The 15,567-nt window shown below is 41.8% G+C and carries 12 protein-coding genes and 5 pseudogenes; 16 read left to right on the top strand and 1 reads right to left on the bottom strand.

Annotation, left to right across the window (positions count from 1 at the left end; all coding sequences use genetic code 11):
- Positions 1–12 precede the first annotated feature (12 nt).
- From DNHGIG_RS20155 to DNHGIG_RS20105, 11 genes and pseudogenes are all read left to right on the top strand, one after another.
- Positions 13–2,223: a peptidase domain-containing ABC transporter gene (locus tag DNHGIG_RS20155; protein ID WP_282201278.1), complete on the top strand. Its 2,211-nt coding sequence runs from the start codon at positions 13–15 to the stop codon at positions 2,221–2,223.
- A 1-nt stretch (position 2,224) separates the two neighbouring features.
- Positions 2,225–3,757: a beta-barrel domain-containing protein gene (locus tag DNHGIG_RS20150; RefSeq protein WP_282201277.1), complete on the top strand. Its 1,533-nt coding sequence runs from the start codon at positions 2,225–2,227 to the stop codon at positions 3,755–3,757.
- Between the two features lie 319 nt (positions 3,758–4,076).
- On the top strand, positions 4,077–4,394 hold the full coding sequence (gene tnpA / locus DNHGIG_RS20145; protein ID WP_282201276.1) for an IS66 family insertion sequence element accessory protein TnpA: 318 nt from the start codon (positions 4,077–4,079) through the stop codon (positions 4,392–4,394).
- Complete coding sequence (gene tnpB, locus DNHGIG_RS20140) at positions 4,388–4,744, top strand: IS66 family insertion sequence element accessory protein TnpB (RefSeq protein ID WP_282200277.1); 357 nt, start codon at positions 4,388–4,390, stop codon at positions 4,742–4,744. Before tnpA ends, tnpB (DNHGIG_RS20140) begins: the two co-directional genes overlap by 7 nt.
- Before the next feature lie 70 nt (positions 4,745–4,814).
- A pseudogene (locus DNHGIG_RS21210) lies at positions 4,815–5,072 on the top strand (transposase domain-containing protein); the annotation flags it as partial.
- A gap of 48 nt (positions 5,073–5,120) precedes the next feature.
- Positions 5,121–6,231, top strand: a pseudogene (gene tnpC / locus DNHGIG_RS20135) (IS66 family transposase).
- Positions 6,174–6,392, top strand: coding sequence for a transposase domain-containing protein (locus tag DNHGIG_RS20125; protein ID WP_282200275.1), 219 nt, complete (start codon positions 6,174–6,176; stop codon positions 6,390–6,392). Before tnpC (DNHGIG_RS20135) ends, DNHGIG_RS20125 begins: the two are co-directional and overlap by 58 nt.
- A gap of 139 nt (positions 6,393–6,531) precedes the next feature.
- Positions 6,532–6,888, top strand: a complete 357-nt coding sequence (gene tnpB / locus DNHGIG_RS20120) for an IS66 family insertion sequence element accessory protein TnpB (RefSeq protein ID WP_282201273.1) — start codon at positions 6,532–6,534, stop codon at positions 6,886–6,888.
- A 70-nt stretch (positions 6,889–6,958) separates the two neighbouring features.
- A pseudogene (tnpC, locus tag DNHGIG_RS20115) lies at positions 6,959–8,506 on the top strand (IS66 family transposase); the annotation flags it as partial.
- Between the two features lie 505 nt (positions 8,507–9,011).
- Positions 9,012–9,239 (top strand): annotated as a pseudogene (locus DNHGIG_RS20110) (transposase); the annotation flags it as partial.
- 330 nt (positions 9,240–9,569) lie between these two features.
- Positions 9,570–9,893, top strand: a complete 324-nt coding sequence (locus DNHGIG_RS20105) for a hypothetical protein (protein WP_282201271.1) — start codon at positions 9,570–9,572, stop codon at positions 9,891–9,893.
- Between the two features lie 811 nt (positions 9,894–10,704).
- Here DNHGIG_RS20105 and DNHGIG_RS20100 read toward each other — a convergent pair.
- Complete coding sequence (locus DNHGIG_RS20100) at positions 10,705–10,869, bottom strand: hypothetical protein (protein WP_282201270.1); 165 nt, start codon at positions 10,867–10,869, stop codon at positions 10,705–10,707.
- A gap of 246 nt (positions 10,870–11,115) precedes the next feature.
- Here DNHGIG_RS20100 and sigK point away from each other — a divergent pair, with 246 nt between their 5' ends.
- The 5 genes and pseudogenes from sigK to DNHGIG_RS20075 all read left to right on the top strand — a co-directional run bounded on the left by sigK (position 11,116) and on the right by DNHGIG_RS20075 (position 15,475).
- Positions 11,116–11,823 carry an RNA polymerase sporulation sigma factor SigK gene (sigK, locus tag DNHGIG_RS20095; protein WP_282201269.1) on the top strand — a complete coding sequence of 236 codons (708 nt, stop codon included), beginning with the start codon at positions 11,116–11,118 and terminating at the stop codon, positions 11,821–11,823.
- Between the two features lie 162 nt (positions 11,824–11,985).
- Positions 11,986–12,237, top strand: coding sequence for a hypothetical protein (locus tag DNHGIG_RS20090; RefSeq protein WP_282201268.1), 252 nt, complete (start codon positions 11,986–11,988; stop codon positions 12,235–12,237).
- A gap of 368 nt (positions 12,238–12,605) precedes the next feature.
- Positions 12,606–13,322 (top strand): (Fe-S)-binding protein, encoded by a 717-nt coding sequence (locus tag DNHGIG_RS20085; protein WP_282201267.1) that lies wholly within the window; start codon positions 12,606–12,608, stop codon positions 13,320–13,322.
- A 20-nt stretch (positions 13,323–13,342) separates the two neighbouring features.
- On the top strand, positions 13,343–14,800 hold the full coding sequence (locus tag DNHGIG_RS20080; RefSeq protein ID WP_282201266.1) for a LutB/LldF family L-lactate oxidation iron-sulfur protein: 1,458 nt from the start codon (positions 13,343–13,345) through the stop codon (positions 14,798–14,800).
- Positions 14,770–15,475, top strand: a pseudogene (locus DNHGIG_RS20075) (LutC/YkgG family protein). The gene DNHGIG_RS20080 and the pseudogene DNHGIG_RS20075 overlap by 31 nt, the downstream one beginning before the upstream one ends.
- Positions 15,476–15,567: the final 92 nt, after the last annotated feature.

Below are 15,567 nucleotides of genomic sequence, written 5' to 3'. Positions count from 1 at the left end.
GGTGGTGCTTCAATGAATATATTTAAAAAGTATATTTGCGTAAAACAGTTAGACATAAAAGACTGTGGAGCGGCATGTTTAGCCACTATTGCCAAGCAGTATGGACTGCGATTACCTATCTCGAAAATTCGAGAAATGGCTGGTACGGATAAACAAGGAACAACCGTTTATGGAATTATTAAAGCTGCAGAGAAACTTGGTTTTTCAGCAAAGGGTGTAAGAGCAAATATAGACAGTTTCTTTGATGAAATTCCTCTTCCTTCCATTGCCCATGTTGTGGTGGAACAGAAATTACAACATTTTGTAGTCATACACAGTATTAGTAAGAAAGAAATAATTATTGCTGATCCTGCAAAAGGTATTGTTAAATATACCCCTGAAGAGTTTTTTAAACTTTGGACAGGGATTTTAATTTTGATTGTACCCACCGAAGATTTTAAAAAGGGGGATGAAACTAAGGGGATATTTTCTAGATTTTTCGTTTTATTGAAACCTCAAAAAAAGCTTTTACTCAATATATTCTTAGCATCATTAATCTATACTATCCTTGGAATTTTAGGTTCGTTTTATTTTAAATATCTATTAGATGATATCCTACAATACAATCTAGAAAAATCACTACATGTTATCTCAATAGGGGTTATTCTTTTAGGGGTTTTTAAAGTACTACTAAATGCATATCGCAGTCATTTACTTTTATACCTAAGTCAAAAAATCGATGTTTCCATAGTTTTAGGCTACTATCAGCATGTCCTTGATTTACCGCTTAATTTTTTTAGTACAAGAAAAGTTGGAGAAATCGTTTCACGGTTTATTGATGCATCGAAAGTAAGAGAGGCTATATCGAGCACTACACTGACGGTAATGATTGACTCTTTAATGGCTGTTGCTGGGGGTATTATCTTATATACCCAAAATAGTTTGTTATTTGGTATTACACTTATTATTGCTCTTTTTTACGCCTGTATTGTTTATACATTAAGGAAACCCATTAAGAATTTAAACATGAAACAAATGGAAAATAGTGCTCATTTAACATCTTATCTTGTCGAATCAATACACGGAATCGAAACAATAAAAGCATTTACAGCGGAAAGGGAGGTGAGTCAAGAAACAGAGAAAAGATTTATTAGATTACTTAAAAGTAATTTTAAGAGTGGAGGGCTAAAAAATACTCAGTCTTCCTTAACGGATTTAGTTGCAGCAGTAGGTGGAACTGTAATCCTATGGACAGGTGCTTATCAAGTTATGCAAGGAAAAATGTCAGTAGGTCAGTTGATTGTATTCAATTCCTTATTAGCGTACTTCTTAGATCCAATTAAAAACTTAATTAATGTACAATCAGTCATTCAAACTGCGATGGTTGCTTCTGATCGTTTAGGAGAAATATTAGATCTTGAATCAGAAAAAAGTGAACATGAAGATCAAAAGATCATTCCTTCTAATTTGAAAGGAAAAATAGAGTTTAAAAACGTTGATTTTCGTTATGGAACTAGAGAACTTGTTTTAAAAAATATTAATTTAACAATTAACCATGGGGAAAAAGTTGCCTTTGTTGGTAAAAGTGGATCGGGTAAATCTACTTTAGCAAAATTACTCATGAAATTTTATTCATGTGAAAAGGGGGAAATATTAATTAATGGTTATAATATCGAAGATATTAATATTGAGTGTCTAAGAAAAGGAATAGCTTATATTCCGCAAAATATTTTTCTTTTTAGTGAAACGATTAGAGATAATCTTTCTCTCGGAAAAGCTTATGTTACGCAGGAAGAGATTATAGAGGCAGCAAAGGTAACTAGTGCCCATGATTTTATTAACGAACTACCTTTAAGATATAATACTGTTTTGGATGAAAATGGATCTAATCTTTCCGGAGGACAAAAACAAAGACTGGCTATCACTAGAGCACTCCTTAAAAAAGCCGACATACTAATTATGGATGAAGCAACAAGTAATCTTGATATCATTACAGAGAAGGTAATCGAAAAAATAATACATGAATTTAACGATGGAATTACAACCATTATAATTGCTCACCGTCTAAGTACTGTTAGGAGATGTGACAGAATTTTTGTGATGGATAATGGTGAGATCATAGAAAGTGGAACTCATGAACAGTTAATTAGTATGAGAGGTATGTATTATAACTTGTGGAAGGAGCAAGAGTCAGATTATCACTTAAATAATGAAGTAGCAGTCACGGAAGGGATGTTACTTTAGAATGAAATTGATCATTCAGGATATAAGTGAGTTGACAGATAGTCGAGAACTGTTAGATTCCAACCCCCTCCCAATTACAACTTTATTTTTGTACATATTAGTTGCATTTCTTATAGGGACTATAATTTGGTCATATTTCGGAGAGATTGATGATTATGTAAAGGCGAACGGAATCGTTAGACCTAACAACAAAATTAGTACGATAAAAAATAGAATTACAGGAAAAGTGGAAAAAATTTTTTTTGAAGAAGGAAAGGAGGTAAAAAAAGGTGATATTCTTTATACAATTGAGCACAAAGATTTAGATGTCCAAAAAGCCAACATGACAAAAGAGTTGGAAAAGACAAAGAGTGAACTAGATAATTTAAAAAAGCTAAAACAAAGCATTTTGGATGATAGAAATTATTTTGATGAAACATCAGAAAACGAAAAACCATATTTTTATAAATATATTAAGTATGAAATTGATAAAAAAGCACTAATAGAACAGACTACCAATTCTCAATTAGATATCGTTCAAGCAAGTAAACAAGCTTCACTAGATCAGCAATATTACCAACAACAAATTAATCAGTATAGCAAAAATATCGAAGACTTGAATCGCTTAAAGCAATCTATTGATGAAAATACAAATCCATTTGATATGAACAACAAGAAATTCTTTGATAGGTGGGAAGATTATAAAATCAATATACAAAAATTAAAAAGTATAGTTGATCAAAAGAAGAAAGAGTATGATGTAGATCAACAATTAGAAAACGCAGGAGCTATAGCTCCTAAAGATGTAAAAGATGCTAAAAATAATCTGGATAGTGCTAACTTGGATCTAGAGGAATACAAAAGTAAATTTTTATTGGACATCTCTACTGAAATCACTGACAATAAAAAAACATTAGCGGAACTTCAAAATTCTCTAGATAAAGCAAGGGATACTTTGAATGTGTCTAGCGGCAAGGAAATGAGTGTTGAGGTTGCACAGCAACAATATAAAATTGATACATTAACAAAGTTGGACGATCAAATTAAAGAAGATGATACTAATATTGATAAGCTTCAAAAAGATCTTGATGACAATGAAATAAACCTTCAAAACTGTACAGTAACTTCTCCTATTGATGGTGTGGTTAATGTAATTAAAGAAATTAATAAAGGAGATCTTCTACAAAGCGGTGATGAAGTAATAACTATCATTCCCAAGAACTCATCACAATATAGAGTAGAGCTTTATGTATCAAACAAAGATATCGCGAATATAAAGGTAGGTCAACAAATAAAATATCACTTTTTAGCTTTACCGTATCAAGAATATGGAGAGTTAACAGGTACAATTTCTAGAATTGGAACAGATTCTAAAACCGATCAGCAAGGAAATAGTTTCTATACAGTTGAAGCAACATTAGATAACAAGCCCTTATATAGTTATAAAGGTATACCAGCAAACATAAAAGTAGGAATGGCCTGTGAAGCACATGTAATCACAAAAACTAAGAAAATTTTGTATTATTTATTGGAAAAGATAAATTTAAAAGAATGATATTTTATCATTTCTAATGTGGGAAGGATAATTCTTCTCTTTTTTCGGGTGTAGCAAGATCCGTTACTATGTTGTAAATATCATATCTTTAGAGAACGGAGAACCATAACGTTTTAACGGTTCTTGACGAGCCATGATTCTGAATAATGAATTTGTGTCCCATAAGAAGTTACTCACTTCTCATGGGATTTTTCTTTAAGTCAGCGAGAAAAAGACCTTCTATTTTCGCTTCTAAGTAAGCGTCAAATACTTCCCACCTACTAACCTCGTATTGTATTTGAGATAATCTCCTCAAGATATTCGGAGAGGAGAACTTTCAATGTCCCATGCAGAATTAAGAAAAGAGTGGGAGGTACGGATCGCTGCTTTTCGGGCTAGCGGACAGAGCGCATCAGCATGGTGTAGAGCTCATCAGTTGAAGCTTCATCAGTTCCGGTACTGGCTCCGGAAGATTGAACACAAAGAAGCCGCTGTGACCCCATCATCCAAATGGATATCGGTAGAAGTGGACGGGCAGACTGACAAGTCTAGAAACACCTTGCTCGTTAGAGTAGGGCAAGCAACCGTAGAAATCCAGTCTGGCTTTGATCCTGCACTGTTGGCCAACGTCGTGCGAACACTCCAAACGTTATGCTAAGCGAAGCTAGCGTAGAGCGGGTATATCTGGCCAGCGGAAGCACCGATCTACGGAAATCGATTGACGGGTTAGCCGTACTCGTCAAGGAAGAGTTTGAACTCGACCCTTTCTCGCCCTGTCTCTTCGTTTTCTGCAATCGAAAGCGAGATAAACTGAAGATTCTTCGCTGGGAACACAACGGTTTCTGGCTCTATTACCGCCGGTTAGAGAAAGGAAAATTTCAGTGGCCAGCGGAAGCGAGCTCCGTACCGTTGAAAATCAGTCGTCGGGAGTTGCGTTGGCTACTCGATGGTTTATCTCTCGAACAGCGACAAGCTCACCCTGCGGTGACCGCGCGCACAATCGTATGATTCCACACATCCACCTATTTTTTTTGAATGGAAAAGGAATTGGCTGTACATTGTCGAAATCAATAGTATTATGAAAAATCATACATTGAACCCGACCCCTACTACAATAGAAGATCTCCAAAAAGAATGCGATTGGCTGAAAAAGCAAAATGCGGAACTGACCGCCAAACTGAAGTGGTATGAGGAGCAGTTTCGCCTCAGCCAACAGCGCCGGTTTGGCTCTTCGAGCGAACGAACGAATGCCGATCAGCTTGAGCTTTTTAACGAAGCCGAGGTGGAGGCCGATCCCACTGTAGAGGAGCCTACCCTCGAAACCATTACGTACCGCCGCTCCAAAAAACGCGGCCACCGGGAAACCCTGCTTGAAAACCTGCCAGTGGAGACGATCGAGTATCGCCTGCCATCTGAGGAGCAGGTTTGTTCGTGTTGCGGTGGTTCTTTGCATGAAATGAGCACGGAGATACGGCAAGAGCTGAAAATCATTCCGGCCGAAGTCAAAGTGGTCAAGCATGTCCGTTACGTCTACTCCTGCCGCCGTTGTGAGCGTGAGGAGACAAGTACGCCGATTATCACAGCCTCTATGCCTGCCCCCGTCTTTCCGGGGAGTTTGGCGTCTCCTTCCAGTATGGCCTATATCATGAGTCAAAAATATGTGGAGAGCATGCCTCTCTACCGACAAGAGCAACAGTTTGCACGCCTGGGGATTGAGTTGTCTCGTCAGACCCTGGCCAACTGGATCCTCTACGGAGCGAATACCTGGTTGAGTCTGCTCTATGATCGCATGCGCGAGCACTTACTCAAGCAGGACATCTTGCACGCAGACGAGACGACCTTACAAGTGCTCCGCGAACCGGGTCGGGCCGCACAGACGACTTCTTATCTATGGCTGTACCGCACCGGGAGAGAAGGTCCGGCCATCATCCTCTATGACTACCAGACGACACGGGCGAGCAAACACCCGCGTCAGTTTCTTTCCGGTTTCAAAGGGTACCTGCACGTCGATGGCTATGCGGGTTACCATGGGATACCGGATGTGACCCTGGTCGGTTGTTGGGCTCACGCCCGGCGCAAATTCGATGAGGCACTCAAGGCGCTGCCTGAATCGAAGCGCTCGTCACCGGTAGCAGCCAAAGAGGGACTCAATTTCTGCAATCAACTCTTTGCGATTGAACGGGACTTAAAGGAGTGCACGCCTGAGGAACGTTACCATATCCGTCAAGAACGCAGCCGCCCTGTGTTGGATGCTTTTTGGCATGGCTACGTACCCAGAAACCGAAAGTGTTGCCCAAAGTGCGTTCGGTCAGGCAATCTTGTATTGTCTGAACCAGTGGGAAAAATTAGAGGCGTTTTTACAAGATGGGCGATTGGAGATCGATAACAACCGAAGTGAACGCGCGATCAAACCGTTTGTGATCGGTCGCAAAACTGGTTGTTCTCCAATACCCCGCGTGGTGCAAAGGCGAGTGCGATCATTTACAGTATCATAGAGACAGCGAAAGAAAATGGATTACATCCCTATTTCTATCTTACCTATCTCTTTGAGAAACTACCTAACCTAGATATGAAAGACAAAGATTCCTTAGATCAGCTTCTCCCTTGGTCAGAAAGCCTACCGCTTACCTGCCGGGCTATAAAAAAGAATACGTAAATCATACGAAAATCCCCATCTCTTCAAAAGGTGGGGATTATTTTACGCTTACCGTTAGAGTAGGGCAAGCAACCGTAGAGATCCAGCCTGGCTTTGATCCTGCGCTGCTGGCCGACGTCGTGCGAACACTTCAAACGTTATGCTAAGTGAAGCCAGCGTAGAGCGAGTGTATCTGGCCTGCGGAAGCACTGATCTACGGAAATCGATTGACGGGTTAGCCGTACTGGTCAAGGAAGAGTTTGAACTCGATCCTTTCTCGCCCTGTCTCTTCGTTTTCTGTAATCGAAAGCGAGATAAACTGAAGATTCTCCATTGGGAACACAACGGTTTCTGGCTCTATTACCGCCGGTTAGAGAAAGGGAAGTTTCAGTGGCCGGAAGAAGCGAGCTCCGTACCATTAAAAATTAGTCGTCGAGAGTTGCGTTGGCTGCTCGATGGTCTATCTCTCGAACAGCGACAAGCTCACCCTGCCGTCACTGCGCGTACGATACTATGATATGTACACCCAATTAGACTTTGGGATTAAAAAAAGGAATTCGCGGTATGTTGTCGAAATCAATAGTATTATGAAAAATCATACGCCGAACCCGACACCTACTACAATTGAAGATCTCCAAAAAGAACTCGATTTGCTGAAAAATCAAATTGCTGAACTCACTGCCAAGCTGAAGTGGTATGAGGAGCAGTTTCGTCTTAGCCAACAGCGCCGGTTTGGCTCTTCGAGCGAACGAACGAATGCCGATCAGCTTGAGCTTTTTAACGAAGCCGAGGTGGAGGCAGATCCCACTGTAGAGGAGCCTACCCTCGAAACCATTACGTACCGCCGCTCCAAAAAACGCGGCCACCGGGAAACCCTGCTTGAAAACCTGCCTGTGGAGACGATCGAGTATCGCCTGCCATCTGAGGAGCAGGTTTGTTCGTGTTGCGGTGGTTCTTTGCATGAAATGAGCACGGAGATACGGCAAGAGCTGAAGATCATTCCGGCCGAAGTCAAAGTGGTCAAGCATGTCCGTTACCTCTACTCCTGCCGCCGTTGTGAGCGTGTGGAGACAAGCACGCCGATTGTCACAGCCTCTATGCCTGCCCCTGTCTTTCCGGGGAGTTTGGCTTCTGCTTCCAGTATGGCCTATATCATGAGTCAAAAATATGTGGAGAGCATGCCTCTCTACCGGCAAGAGCAACAGTTTGCACGCCTGGGGATTGAGTTGTCTCGTCAGACCCTGGCCAACTGGATCCTCTACGGAGCGAATACCTGGTTGAGTCTGCTCTATGATCGCATGCGCGAGCACTTACTCAAGCGGGACATCTTGCACGCAGACGAGACGACCTTACAAGTGCTCCGTGAACCGGGCCGGGCCGCACAGACAACTTCTTATCTATGGCTGTACCGTACCGGGAGAGAAGATCCGCCCATCATCCTCTATGACTACCAGACGACACGGGCGAGCAAACACCCGCGTCAGTTTCTTTCCGGTTTCAAAGGATACCTGCACGTCGATGGCTATGCGGGTTACCATGGGATACCGGATGTGACCCTGGTCGGTTGTTGGGCTCACGCCCGGCGCAAATTCGATGAGGCACTCAAGGCGCTGCCTGAATCGAAGCGCTCGTCACCGGTAGCAGCCAAAGAGGGACTTACTTTCTGCAATCAACTCTTTGCTATTGAACGTGACTTAAAGGAGTGCACGCCTGAGGAACGTTACCATATCCGTCAAGAACGCAGCCGCCCTGTGTTGGATGCTTTTTTGGCATGGCTTCGTACTCAGAAACCGAAAGTGCTGCCCAAAAGTGCGTTCGGTCAGGCCATCTTGTATTGTCTGAACCAGTGGGAAAAATTAGAGGCGTTTTTACAAGATGGGCGATTGGAGATCGATAACAACCGAAGTGAACGCGCGATCAAACCGTTTGTGATCGGTCGCAAAAACTGGTTGTTCTCCAATACCCCGCGTGGTGCAAAGGCGAGTGCGATCATTTACAGTATCATAGAGACAGCGAAAGAAAATGGATTACATCCCTATTTCTATCTTACCTATCTCTTTGAGAAACTACCTAACCTAGATATGAAAGACAAAGATTCCTTAGATCAGCTTCTCCCTTGGTCAGAAAGCCTACCGCTTGAGGCATATGATGTGGTTATTCTTACGCAATCATGTGATTTGGAAAATAAAAAGACTCCATGGATTCAGGTTACTCCAGTGACACCTCTAAGTGTGATGCAGCAACATTATCAACAATTTAATGATTGTAATAATTTAGAAAGCATAAGAAATGGATTTCAGCATAAATATCACATGATTGCTGAGTGTGACGAACCTTCTCATCGTCGAGAAATTGGTATCTTGGACTTCAGAAATGTATTTACTTTACCGTTTGAATATGTGGTTGACTTTGTAAGTAGAGGGACTCCAAGGAGAAGGTTGGTTTCACCTTATAAAGAGCATCTTTCGCAAGCTTATGCGAAATTCTTTATGAGGGTCGGTCTTCCTAGTAATATCCCTTCATTCAAACCACAGAAAAAAAGATGAAATAAAAAAGGGACCCTACGATTGATATGATCCCCTTATAGTAGACAGAAAAAAGAAAGCATACTAATCTGTCTACTATGGAGGGGATTTTTATATGGGGAAAATGAGAAAAACTTATGATTTAGCGTTTAAGAAAAAAGCAGTGGATTTGTACATGAAAGAGGGTATGGGGTATAAGACGATAGCAAAAGAATTAGGCATTGAACATTCAATGGTTCGCCGATGGGTTAAACATTTTGAAACTGAGGGAATTCAGGGGCTTGAGGAGAAACGTGGAAAGGCTAAAGGACCTGGTAAAGGTAGACCAAGAACTCGCCCAGATGTCAAGGCCGGGATATAATTGACCCACCTTCGCCGGTTTAAAAATGACCCACCCCGGCGATTTTATTTTGTCTTTGTGCGTGGTGTTCTGTAGCTTACTGTCCGCATTTTCCATGGAAATATTTGGCAACATTTTCAAGAGGATATATTCGACGGGAGTGGGTCATTCCTTTTTCGGCGTTTCTGGGTCAATTATAGGTCGGTGTTAACAAACGCGTTACAGAATTAGGTAATAATAATGTCTGAGGCTAAAAAAGTTCAAAATTTTTAAAGGAAAATACCAAAAGGTAAATGAATATATATTGTATATTGTAATTAAAGGGGGAGTTTTATGTCTTATAGTCCAAATGATAATGAACTATTGGACAAAGAACTTGAAAATGTATTGGGGGAGCTTTTGAAACCACATGTTGATCATCTAACAGGATCTTTTGTTGCTCCAGAGGAGATGGAGCCAATTGATCCTAACTCTGATCTTAATTATGGAGAAATTATTGATGAACAACTTTATTATGACGATGACATACGTGATTTTGTTTTCCAAGATAATGTCTGTCCAGTATGTGCAGTAGATGTAGGGGCTACTAAGATAGGAGATACTTCTGATGGAGCTCTTGTCGCATTTAGAGGTAAAGCTATTTTCCATTCCTCCTAAGTAGATTGGTCGGCAACCTTATTCTACCAAAGAGGAAGCGAAATGGCTCAATTTTTTCTAGATCACTGAACCATTTTTACACAGTATATCGGACTCAACTGGTATGAGGAAGATCATGAGCAATTAAGTATGCAAGGGATATGCTGAAGTTAAAATTAAGAAAGCCTTGAATCCTCGTAGTTCAAGGCTTTCTTCTCGGTGGGATCTATTTTTTATTAATAAATTTTGTACATACCAACTCCTCAGAACGATGGAGTTGGTATTTGTTTTTGTGGTGACGGTTGGGGACGAATTGGGGACTAAACTCGTCACCACGTCCCCAATTCGTTCAGAATAGCTCGGGTAGCGATAGGTGAATATCATTGATTTATCGGGGTTTTTCACGGCTTGTCCATCTCAGTCATACCCGGTACACCACTTCTATGGAGTAGGGTTTTTGTCTGGGTCTACCCACTACTTAATGTATAACATGCTCTCATTTATTAGAACCATCAAAATGAAAATGAGACACCTTAAAGGGTTGAGTGTGGAGAAAAATAATGTCGAAGAAAGAAGCGGTGAAGCGGATATTGAAATCACTTCGTTGGATTGTCTGATGGTACATCAGAAAAAAAGGATTACCCATTCTTTCTATTGCGCAAATCTTCCATTATAAGAAGCATGGAACTTGTTGCCTTTCAGTCATCAGGCATTAACACTCCTGCAAAAATGAAGGCAAAACGATCGGAAGTTTTGTCGGTAGCAATCATCGCAAATCGAAGGGTTCAAATAAAAGAGCACCTGTAACCTACAGGTGCTCACTTATTTACCATCAACGGCGGCGCATACGACGGCGACGACGGCGACGGCGACGACGTTCCCTTTCACGTTCTTTTTCTCGTTCCCTTTCACGTTCACGATCTCGACGCATAGGATCGCAACGAACCACTATACTTTGACCCGGTCTGAGAGTAATGACCATTCTACGACGAGGCATTTCCATCCCTCCTTTACTGAGGTGATTTATTTTATGTCAGGAGAATAAGAAAGGTATGGACAAAGTCTATTGGAATAGAATCCATTTATTATAATAGGAATCGATAACGGGCGGATCACATGCATGACGGAATCCATGTGAAAGACGAACCCTTTTTATTCAGACAGGCACAAATGCCCATGCCATCCTCATATATTGAACCACGGAACGTTATCAAATGTGGACGGGTGGAGGTGGCAGAACAACATGCCCGGATTCCTGGCTGCGATGGCTTTGCTGATTCGGGAACTGACGCTCTTTGTTTCCTATATTAAAAACAACGCGTTTCCGCAGCCGTTGCCTGAACAAGAAGAGGCAAAATACTTACAACTGATGAGTGAAGGAAACGAAGATGCACGCAACGTTCTTGTGGAGCATAATCTCAGACTTGTCGCTCATATCGTTAAGAAATTTGAAAATACGGGAGAAGACAGCGAAGACCTCATTTCGATCGGGACGATTGGTTTGATCAAAGCAATTGAAAGTTTTCAACCGAATAAAGGAACAAAACTTGCAACATATGCTGCTCGCTGTATAGAGAATGAAATCCTCATGCATTTGCGATCTCTAAAAAAAACGCGTAAAGACGTATCTTTACATGACCCGATTGGTACAGATAAAGAGGGTAATGAAATCACATTGATAGATATTCTGGGCTCCGATACGGATGATGTGGTTGACGAAGTCGAGTTAAAATTGGAGAAAACCAAGATCCATGAACGTCTGTCTCTCTTGGATGAACGGGAACAGGAAGTCATTCGCGGACGCTTCGGATTACCCGACGGGGATGAGAAAACACAACGAGAAATTGCAGAAGAACTTGGGATTTCCCGTTCCTATGTATCCCGCATTGAGAAAAGGGCACTCACGAAGTTACTTCATGAACTTCGCCCACGCGGTGAAGGACGTTCGTAATCCATTTAGGGAGAAGAACGAAAAACCCTGATGCTCTAAGCATTAGGGTTAAGTTTTTGCATCATTCTTACTGACAGCAAAGGGTTTGAAAATAAAATCTTGAGGAAACAGTGTCATCTCCGGGATAACATCACTAAACTAAATCAGAAGGGAGATGATACGATGTTTAAAATCGTTGATAGCCAAAATAGACGTTTTGTTGGAGACATTGTTACCCCGGAAGGGGAGCATTTGGAAAGTGTGCTTTCCGTTTATAACTTTGGCAGAGAATCAGGATTCATTCTCGTAACGGGTGAGGATGAAGCGATGGTTCGTTTTGAAGATCTGAATTACTTCTACAAGCTTGTTCATGAAGAAGAGTCTGGTATTACTTATGATCTCGCCGAAATTGAGGAAGAGGATATTACCTTTTAAATGAAAACGAGTCCCTTATTGAAGCTGGCATGACAGCCTAACGGTTGATAACCGAACCTTAAAATGAGTGATATATAACGATTTACGTACACATGTACCGGTCGTTCCAAAAAGTTTTATAGTTGGAGACGAAATTCGTTCCCCTTTGATCCGACTTTTCATTACAAACGGAGGCAAATAAGCCTTCGTTTTTTGTAATTTTTTTAAAAAATGAACATAGAAAATCGTATGTCCAAACGAAACAAAGTTAACGTCTCCTCTTCCAAGTGAGAAAAGAAAGATTGGCTTTTAAATTGATGAGATTTTGTGTTATCATATGGTCATCTGATGATTATATCACCCGAACAAGAAAGAAGGGAGAGTTCCTGATGAGAGTTTCCTTATTCATTACATGTCTAAATGACGTATTCTTTCCTGGAGTTGGAAAAGCTACAGTGGAAGTTCTTGAGAGACTTGGATGTGAAATCGATTTTCCAACGGAACAGACATGCTGTGGACAACCGGCATATAACAGCGGTTATCAGAATGAAACAAAAGAGATTGCCAAACACATGATCCGTACTTTTGAACATGCAGAATATGTCGTGGCACCGTCTGGTTCTTGTGCGATGATGTTTCATGAATATGAGAAGCTATTTGCAGATGATCACATATGGAAGGAGAAGGCGAGAGTACTTGCAGATAAAACATATGAATTTTCTCAATTTTTGGTCGATGTACTAAAGGTCGAGGATGTAGGCTCCAGCCTTAAGGCGAACGCGACGTACCACCGATCATGCCATATGATACGACTTCTCGGAGTCAAAGATGCACCCATGAAACTGTTACATCACGTGCGGGGTCTCCATGTGACTGAACTTCCACATGCCTATGATTGCTGTGGATTCGGAGGTACTTTTTCAGTGAAAATGGTTCCTATTTCTGAACAGATAGTGGATGAGAAAATTCGTCATATCGAAGAGACGGGAGCCGATCTTTTAATCGGGGCCGATTGTGGATGCTTGATGAATATTGGAGGTCGGCTTCAACGGAAAAGAAAGCCCATCAAAGTCATGCACATAGCAGAAGTGTTGAATCAAAGATAATGAGGATGAGGTGTGTTACGATGTCGATTCAAATTGGAGATGAACCGTTTTTCGAGAGAGTAGAGAAAGGCATCAAAGATTCGTTCATGCGAACGGCTGTAAGTTCTGCGCAAGACGGACTGCGCAATCGACGGTTACAAGCAATCGACGAACTGGGTAACTGGGAAGAATGGAGAAAACTTGCTGAGCAAATCCGTGTACATACACTGGAAAACTTAGATTACTACTTGATGCAACTCAGCGAGAATGTTGAAAAGGCGGGCGGACATGTTTTCTTTGCACAAACGGCGGAAGAAGCGAATGACTATATCAAAAGCGTCGTAAGAAAAAGAAATGGAAAAAGAATTATAAAATCAAAATCGATGGTGACTGAAGAAATCGGTTTGAATATGGCATTAGAAGAAATGGGTTGCGAAGTGATAGAAACCGATCTCGCGGAGTTTATCCTTCAGGTCGATGACCATGATGCCCCTTCACATATCGTCGTACCGGCTTTGCATAAAGATCGGGAGAGGATCCGTGAAGCTTTTGCAAAACATGTCGGATATAAGGGTTCGTCGAAACCGGAAGAGATGGCAGCGTTTGTACGGAAAAAACTGCGCCCGATCTTTTTATCGGGGGATATCGGTATCACTGGTTGCAACTTCGCGATTGCAGAATCAGGGACCATTAGCCTTGTTACAAATGAAGGTAACGCCCGTCTTTGTACGACAATCCCGAAAACCCAAATTACAGTCATGGGAATGGAACGGATTGTACCGACTTGGGAAGAACTCGACATTCTCGTGAGTATGCTGTGTCGAAGCTCCGTCGGACAAAAGTTGACAAGTTATGTGACCGGATTAACGGGTCCAAAAGGAGAGAGGGATGTCGATGGTCCCGAAGAATTTCATCTTGTCATTGTAGATAACGGTCGATCCGATATTTTAGGAACAGAATTTCAAAGTATTCTTCAATGTATCCGTTGTGCGGCGTGTATTAATGTTTGTCCTGTATATCGTCATATTGGCGGACATTCGTACGGTTCCATTTATCCGGGACCAATCGGAGCGGTTTTAACTCCCCTTCTTGGCGGCTACGAAGAATACAAAGAGCTCCCCTATGCGTCAAGCCTCTGTGCCGCATGCACGGAAGTGTGTCCTGTTAAAATTCCGTTGCACGAATTGCTGATACGACATCGAAGGAGAATTGTCGAGGATGAAGGAAAATCATCTTTTGGGGAAAAGCTTGCCATGAAAGGATTTGCTTTGGCTGCACGGTCTCCCAGGATGTTTGCTCTCGGAGAAAAAGTAGTACCCGGTGTTCTGGGGCCGTTTACGAAAGACGAAATGATAACAAAAGGCCCGGGACCGATGAAACCATGGACAGATATACGTGACTTTCCAGCTCCGAGTAGAGAGTCATTTCGGGATTGGTTTAAAAAACGTCGAAAAAGAGAGGGAAAATCATGGCCATCTACAATCAAGAAAGATTTTTAAATCGTATCGCCGAAAAACTGGGAAGGAACCGGAGAACGAAAGGAGTGATAAGGCCTCACTACAGTTTCACCCCTCAGTGGCAGGTATACAATGGGTATACACAGGATGAACTGGTCAATGAGTTGAAAGAACAATGCGCGCGGATTCATACACTTTTCAAAATGGCGACAACCGAGACATTGCCGCAAGTTCTATTTGAAACGATCGAGGAATTAGAGGGACAATCTGTCGTCATTTGGGACGATCCGCGATTTGACGAATACGAATTACATTCAGTATTTCAGAAATGGGGAACGTTTCTGCACTCATGTGTGGGACCCCGAAATCGGCGTTCGAAACATCGAAATAGCTGAGAAAGCAGACATCGGTATCACGTTTAGCGATATCACATTGGCGGAGTCCGGTACGGTAGTCCTATTTAGCGGAAGTGGGAAAGGACGTTCCGTCAGCTTGCTCCCAAAATCTTATATTGCGATCGTACCTAAAAGCACCATCGTCCCGAGGATGACACAAGCTACGCACGAAATCCACAAACGAGTGGAGCGCGGAGAAGCACTTCCGTCTTGTATAAATTTTATTTCGGGGCCGAGCAACAGTGCGGATATCGAAATGAACTTGATCGTTGGTGTACATGGTCCTGTTCGAACCGCTTACATCGTTGTGGAAGATAAATAATAATGAAGAAGAATCAAGCCATGAAAGGGAAAAGGCTTGATGGTAAACAAAAACCACTCTCTAACATGGAGTGGTTTTCTTTTGATCTGGCA

It is taken from the genome of Collibacillus ludicampi, from assembly GCF_023705585.1.
GTDB classification, from domain to species: domain Bacteria; phylum Bacillota; class Bacilli; order Tumebacillales; family BOQE01; genus Collibacillus; species Collibacillus ludicampi.
Note: the sequence above shows the minus strand (reverse complement) of the source record. Positions and strands in the feature narration are given on the sequence as shown.

Excerpts from the sequence above, each read along its gene's own strand:
- DNHGIG_RS20100 (WP_282201270.1), bottom strand. The coding sequence starts at position 10,869 with ATGCCTCGTCGTAGAATGGTCATTACTCTCAGACCGGGTCAAAGTATA.
- sigK (WP_282201269.1), top strand. The coding sequence starts at position 11,116 with ATGCCCGGATTCCTGGCTGCGATGGCTTTGCTGATTCGGGAACTGACG.
- DNHGIG_RS20090 (WP_282201268.1), top strand. The coding sequence starts at position 11,986 with ATGTTTAAAATCGTTGATAGCCAAAATAGACGTTTTGTTGGAGACATT.
- tnpB (WP_282200277.1), top strand. The coding sequence starts at position 4,388 with ATGCTAAGCGAAGCTAGCGTAGAGCGGGTATATCTGGCCAGCGGAAGC.
- DNHGIG_RS20150 (WP_282201277.1), top strand. The coding sequence starts at position 2,225 with ATGAAATTGATCATTCAGGATATAAGTGAGTTGACAGATAGTCGAGAA.
- DNHGIG_RS20085 (WP_282201267.1), top strand. The coding sequence starts at position 12,606 with ATGAGAGTTTCCTTATTCATTACATGTCTAAATGACGTATTCTTTCCT.
- DNHGIG_RS20080 (WP_282201266.1), top strand. The coding sequence starts at position 13,343 with ATGTCGATTCAAATTGGAGATGAACCGTTTTTCGAGAGAGTAGAGAAA.
- tnpA (WP_282201276.1), top strand. The coding sequence starts at position 4,077 with ATGTCCCATGCAGAATTAAGAAAAGAGTGGGAGGTACGGATCGCTGCT.
- tnpB (WP_282201273.1), top strand. The coding sequence starts at position 6,532 with ATGCTAAGTGAAGCCAGCGTAGAGCGAGTGTATCTGGCCTGCGGAAGC.
- DNHGIG_RS20105 (WP_282201271.1), top strand. The coding sequence starts at position 9,570 with ATGTCTTATAGTCCAAATGATAATGAACTATTGGACAAAGAACTTGAA.
- DNHGIG_RS20155 (WP_282201278.1), top strand. The coding sequence starts at position 13 with ATGAATATATTTAAAAAGTATATTTGCGTAAAACAGTTAGACATAAAA.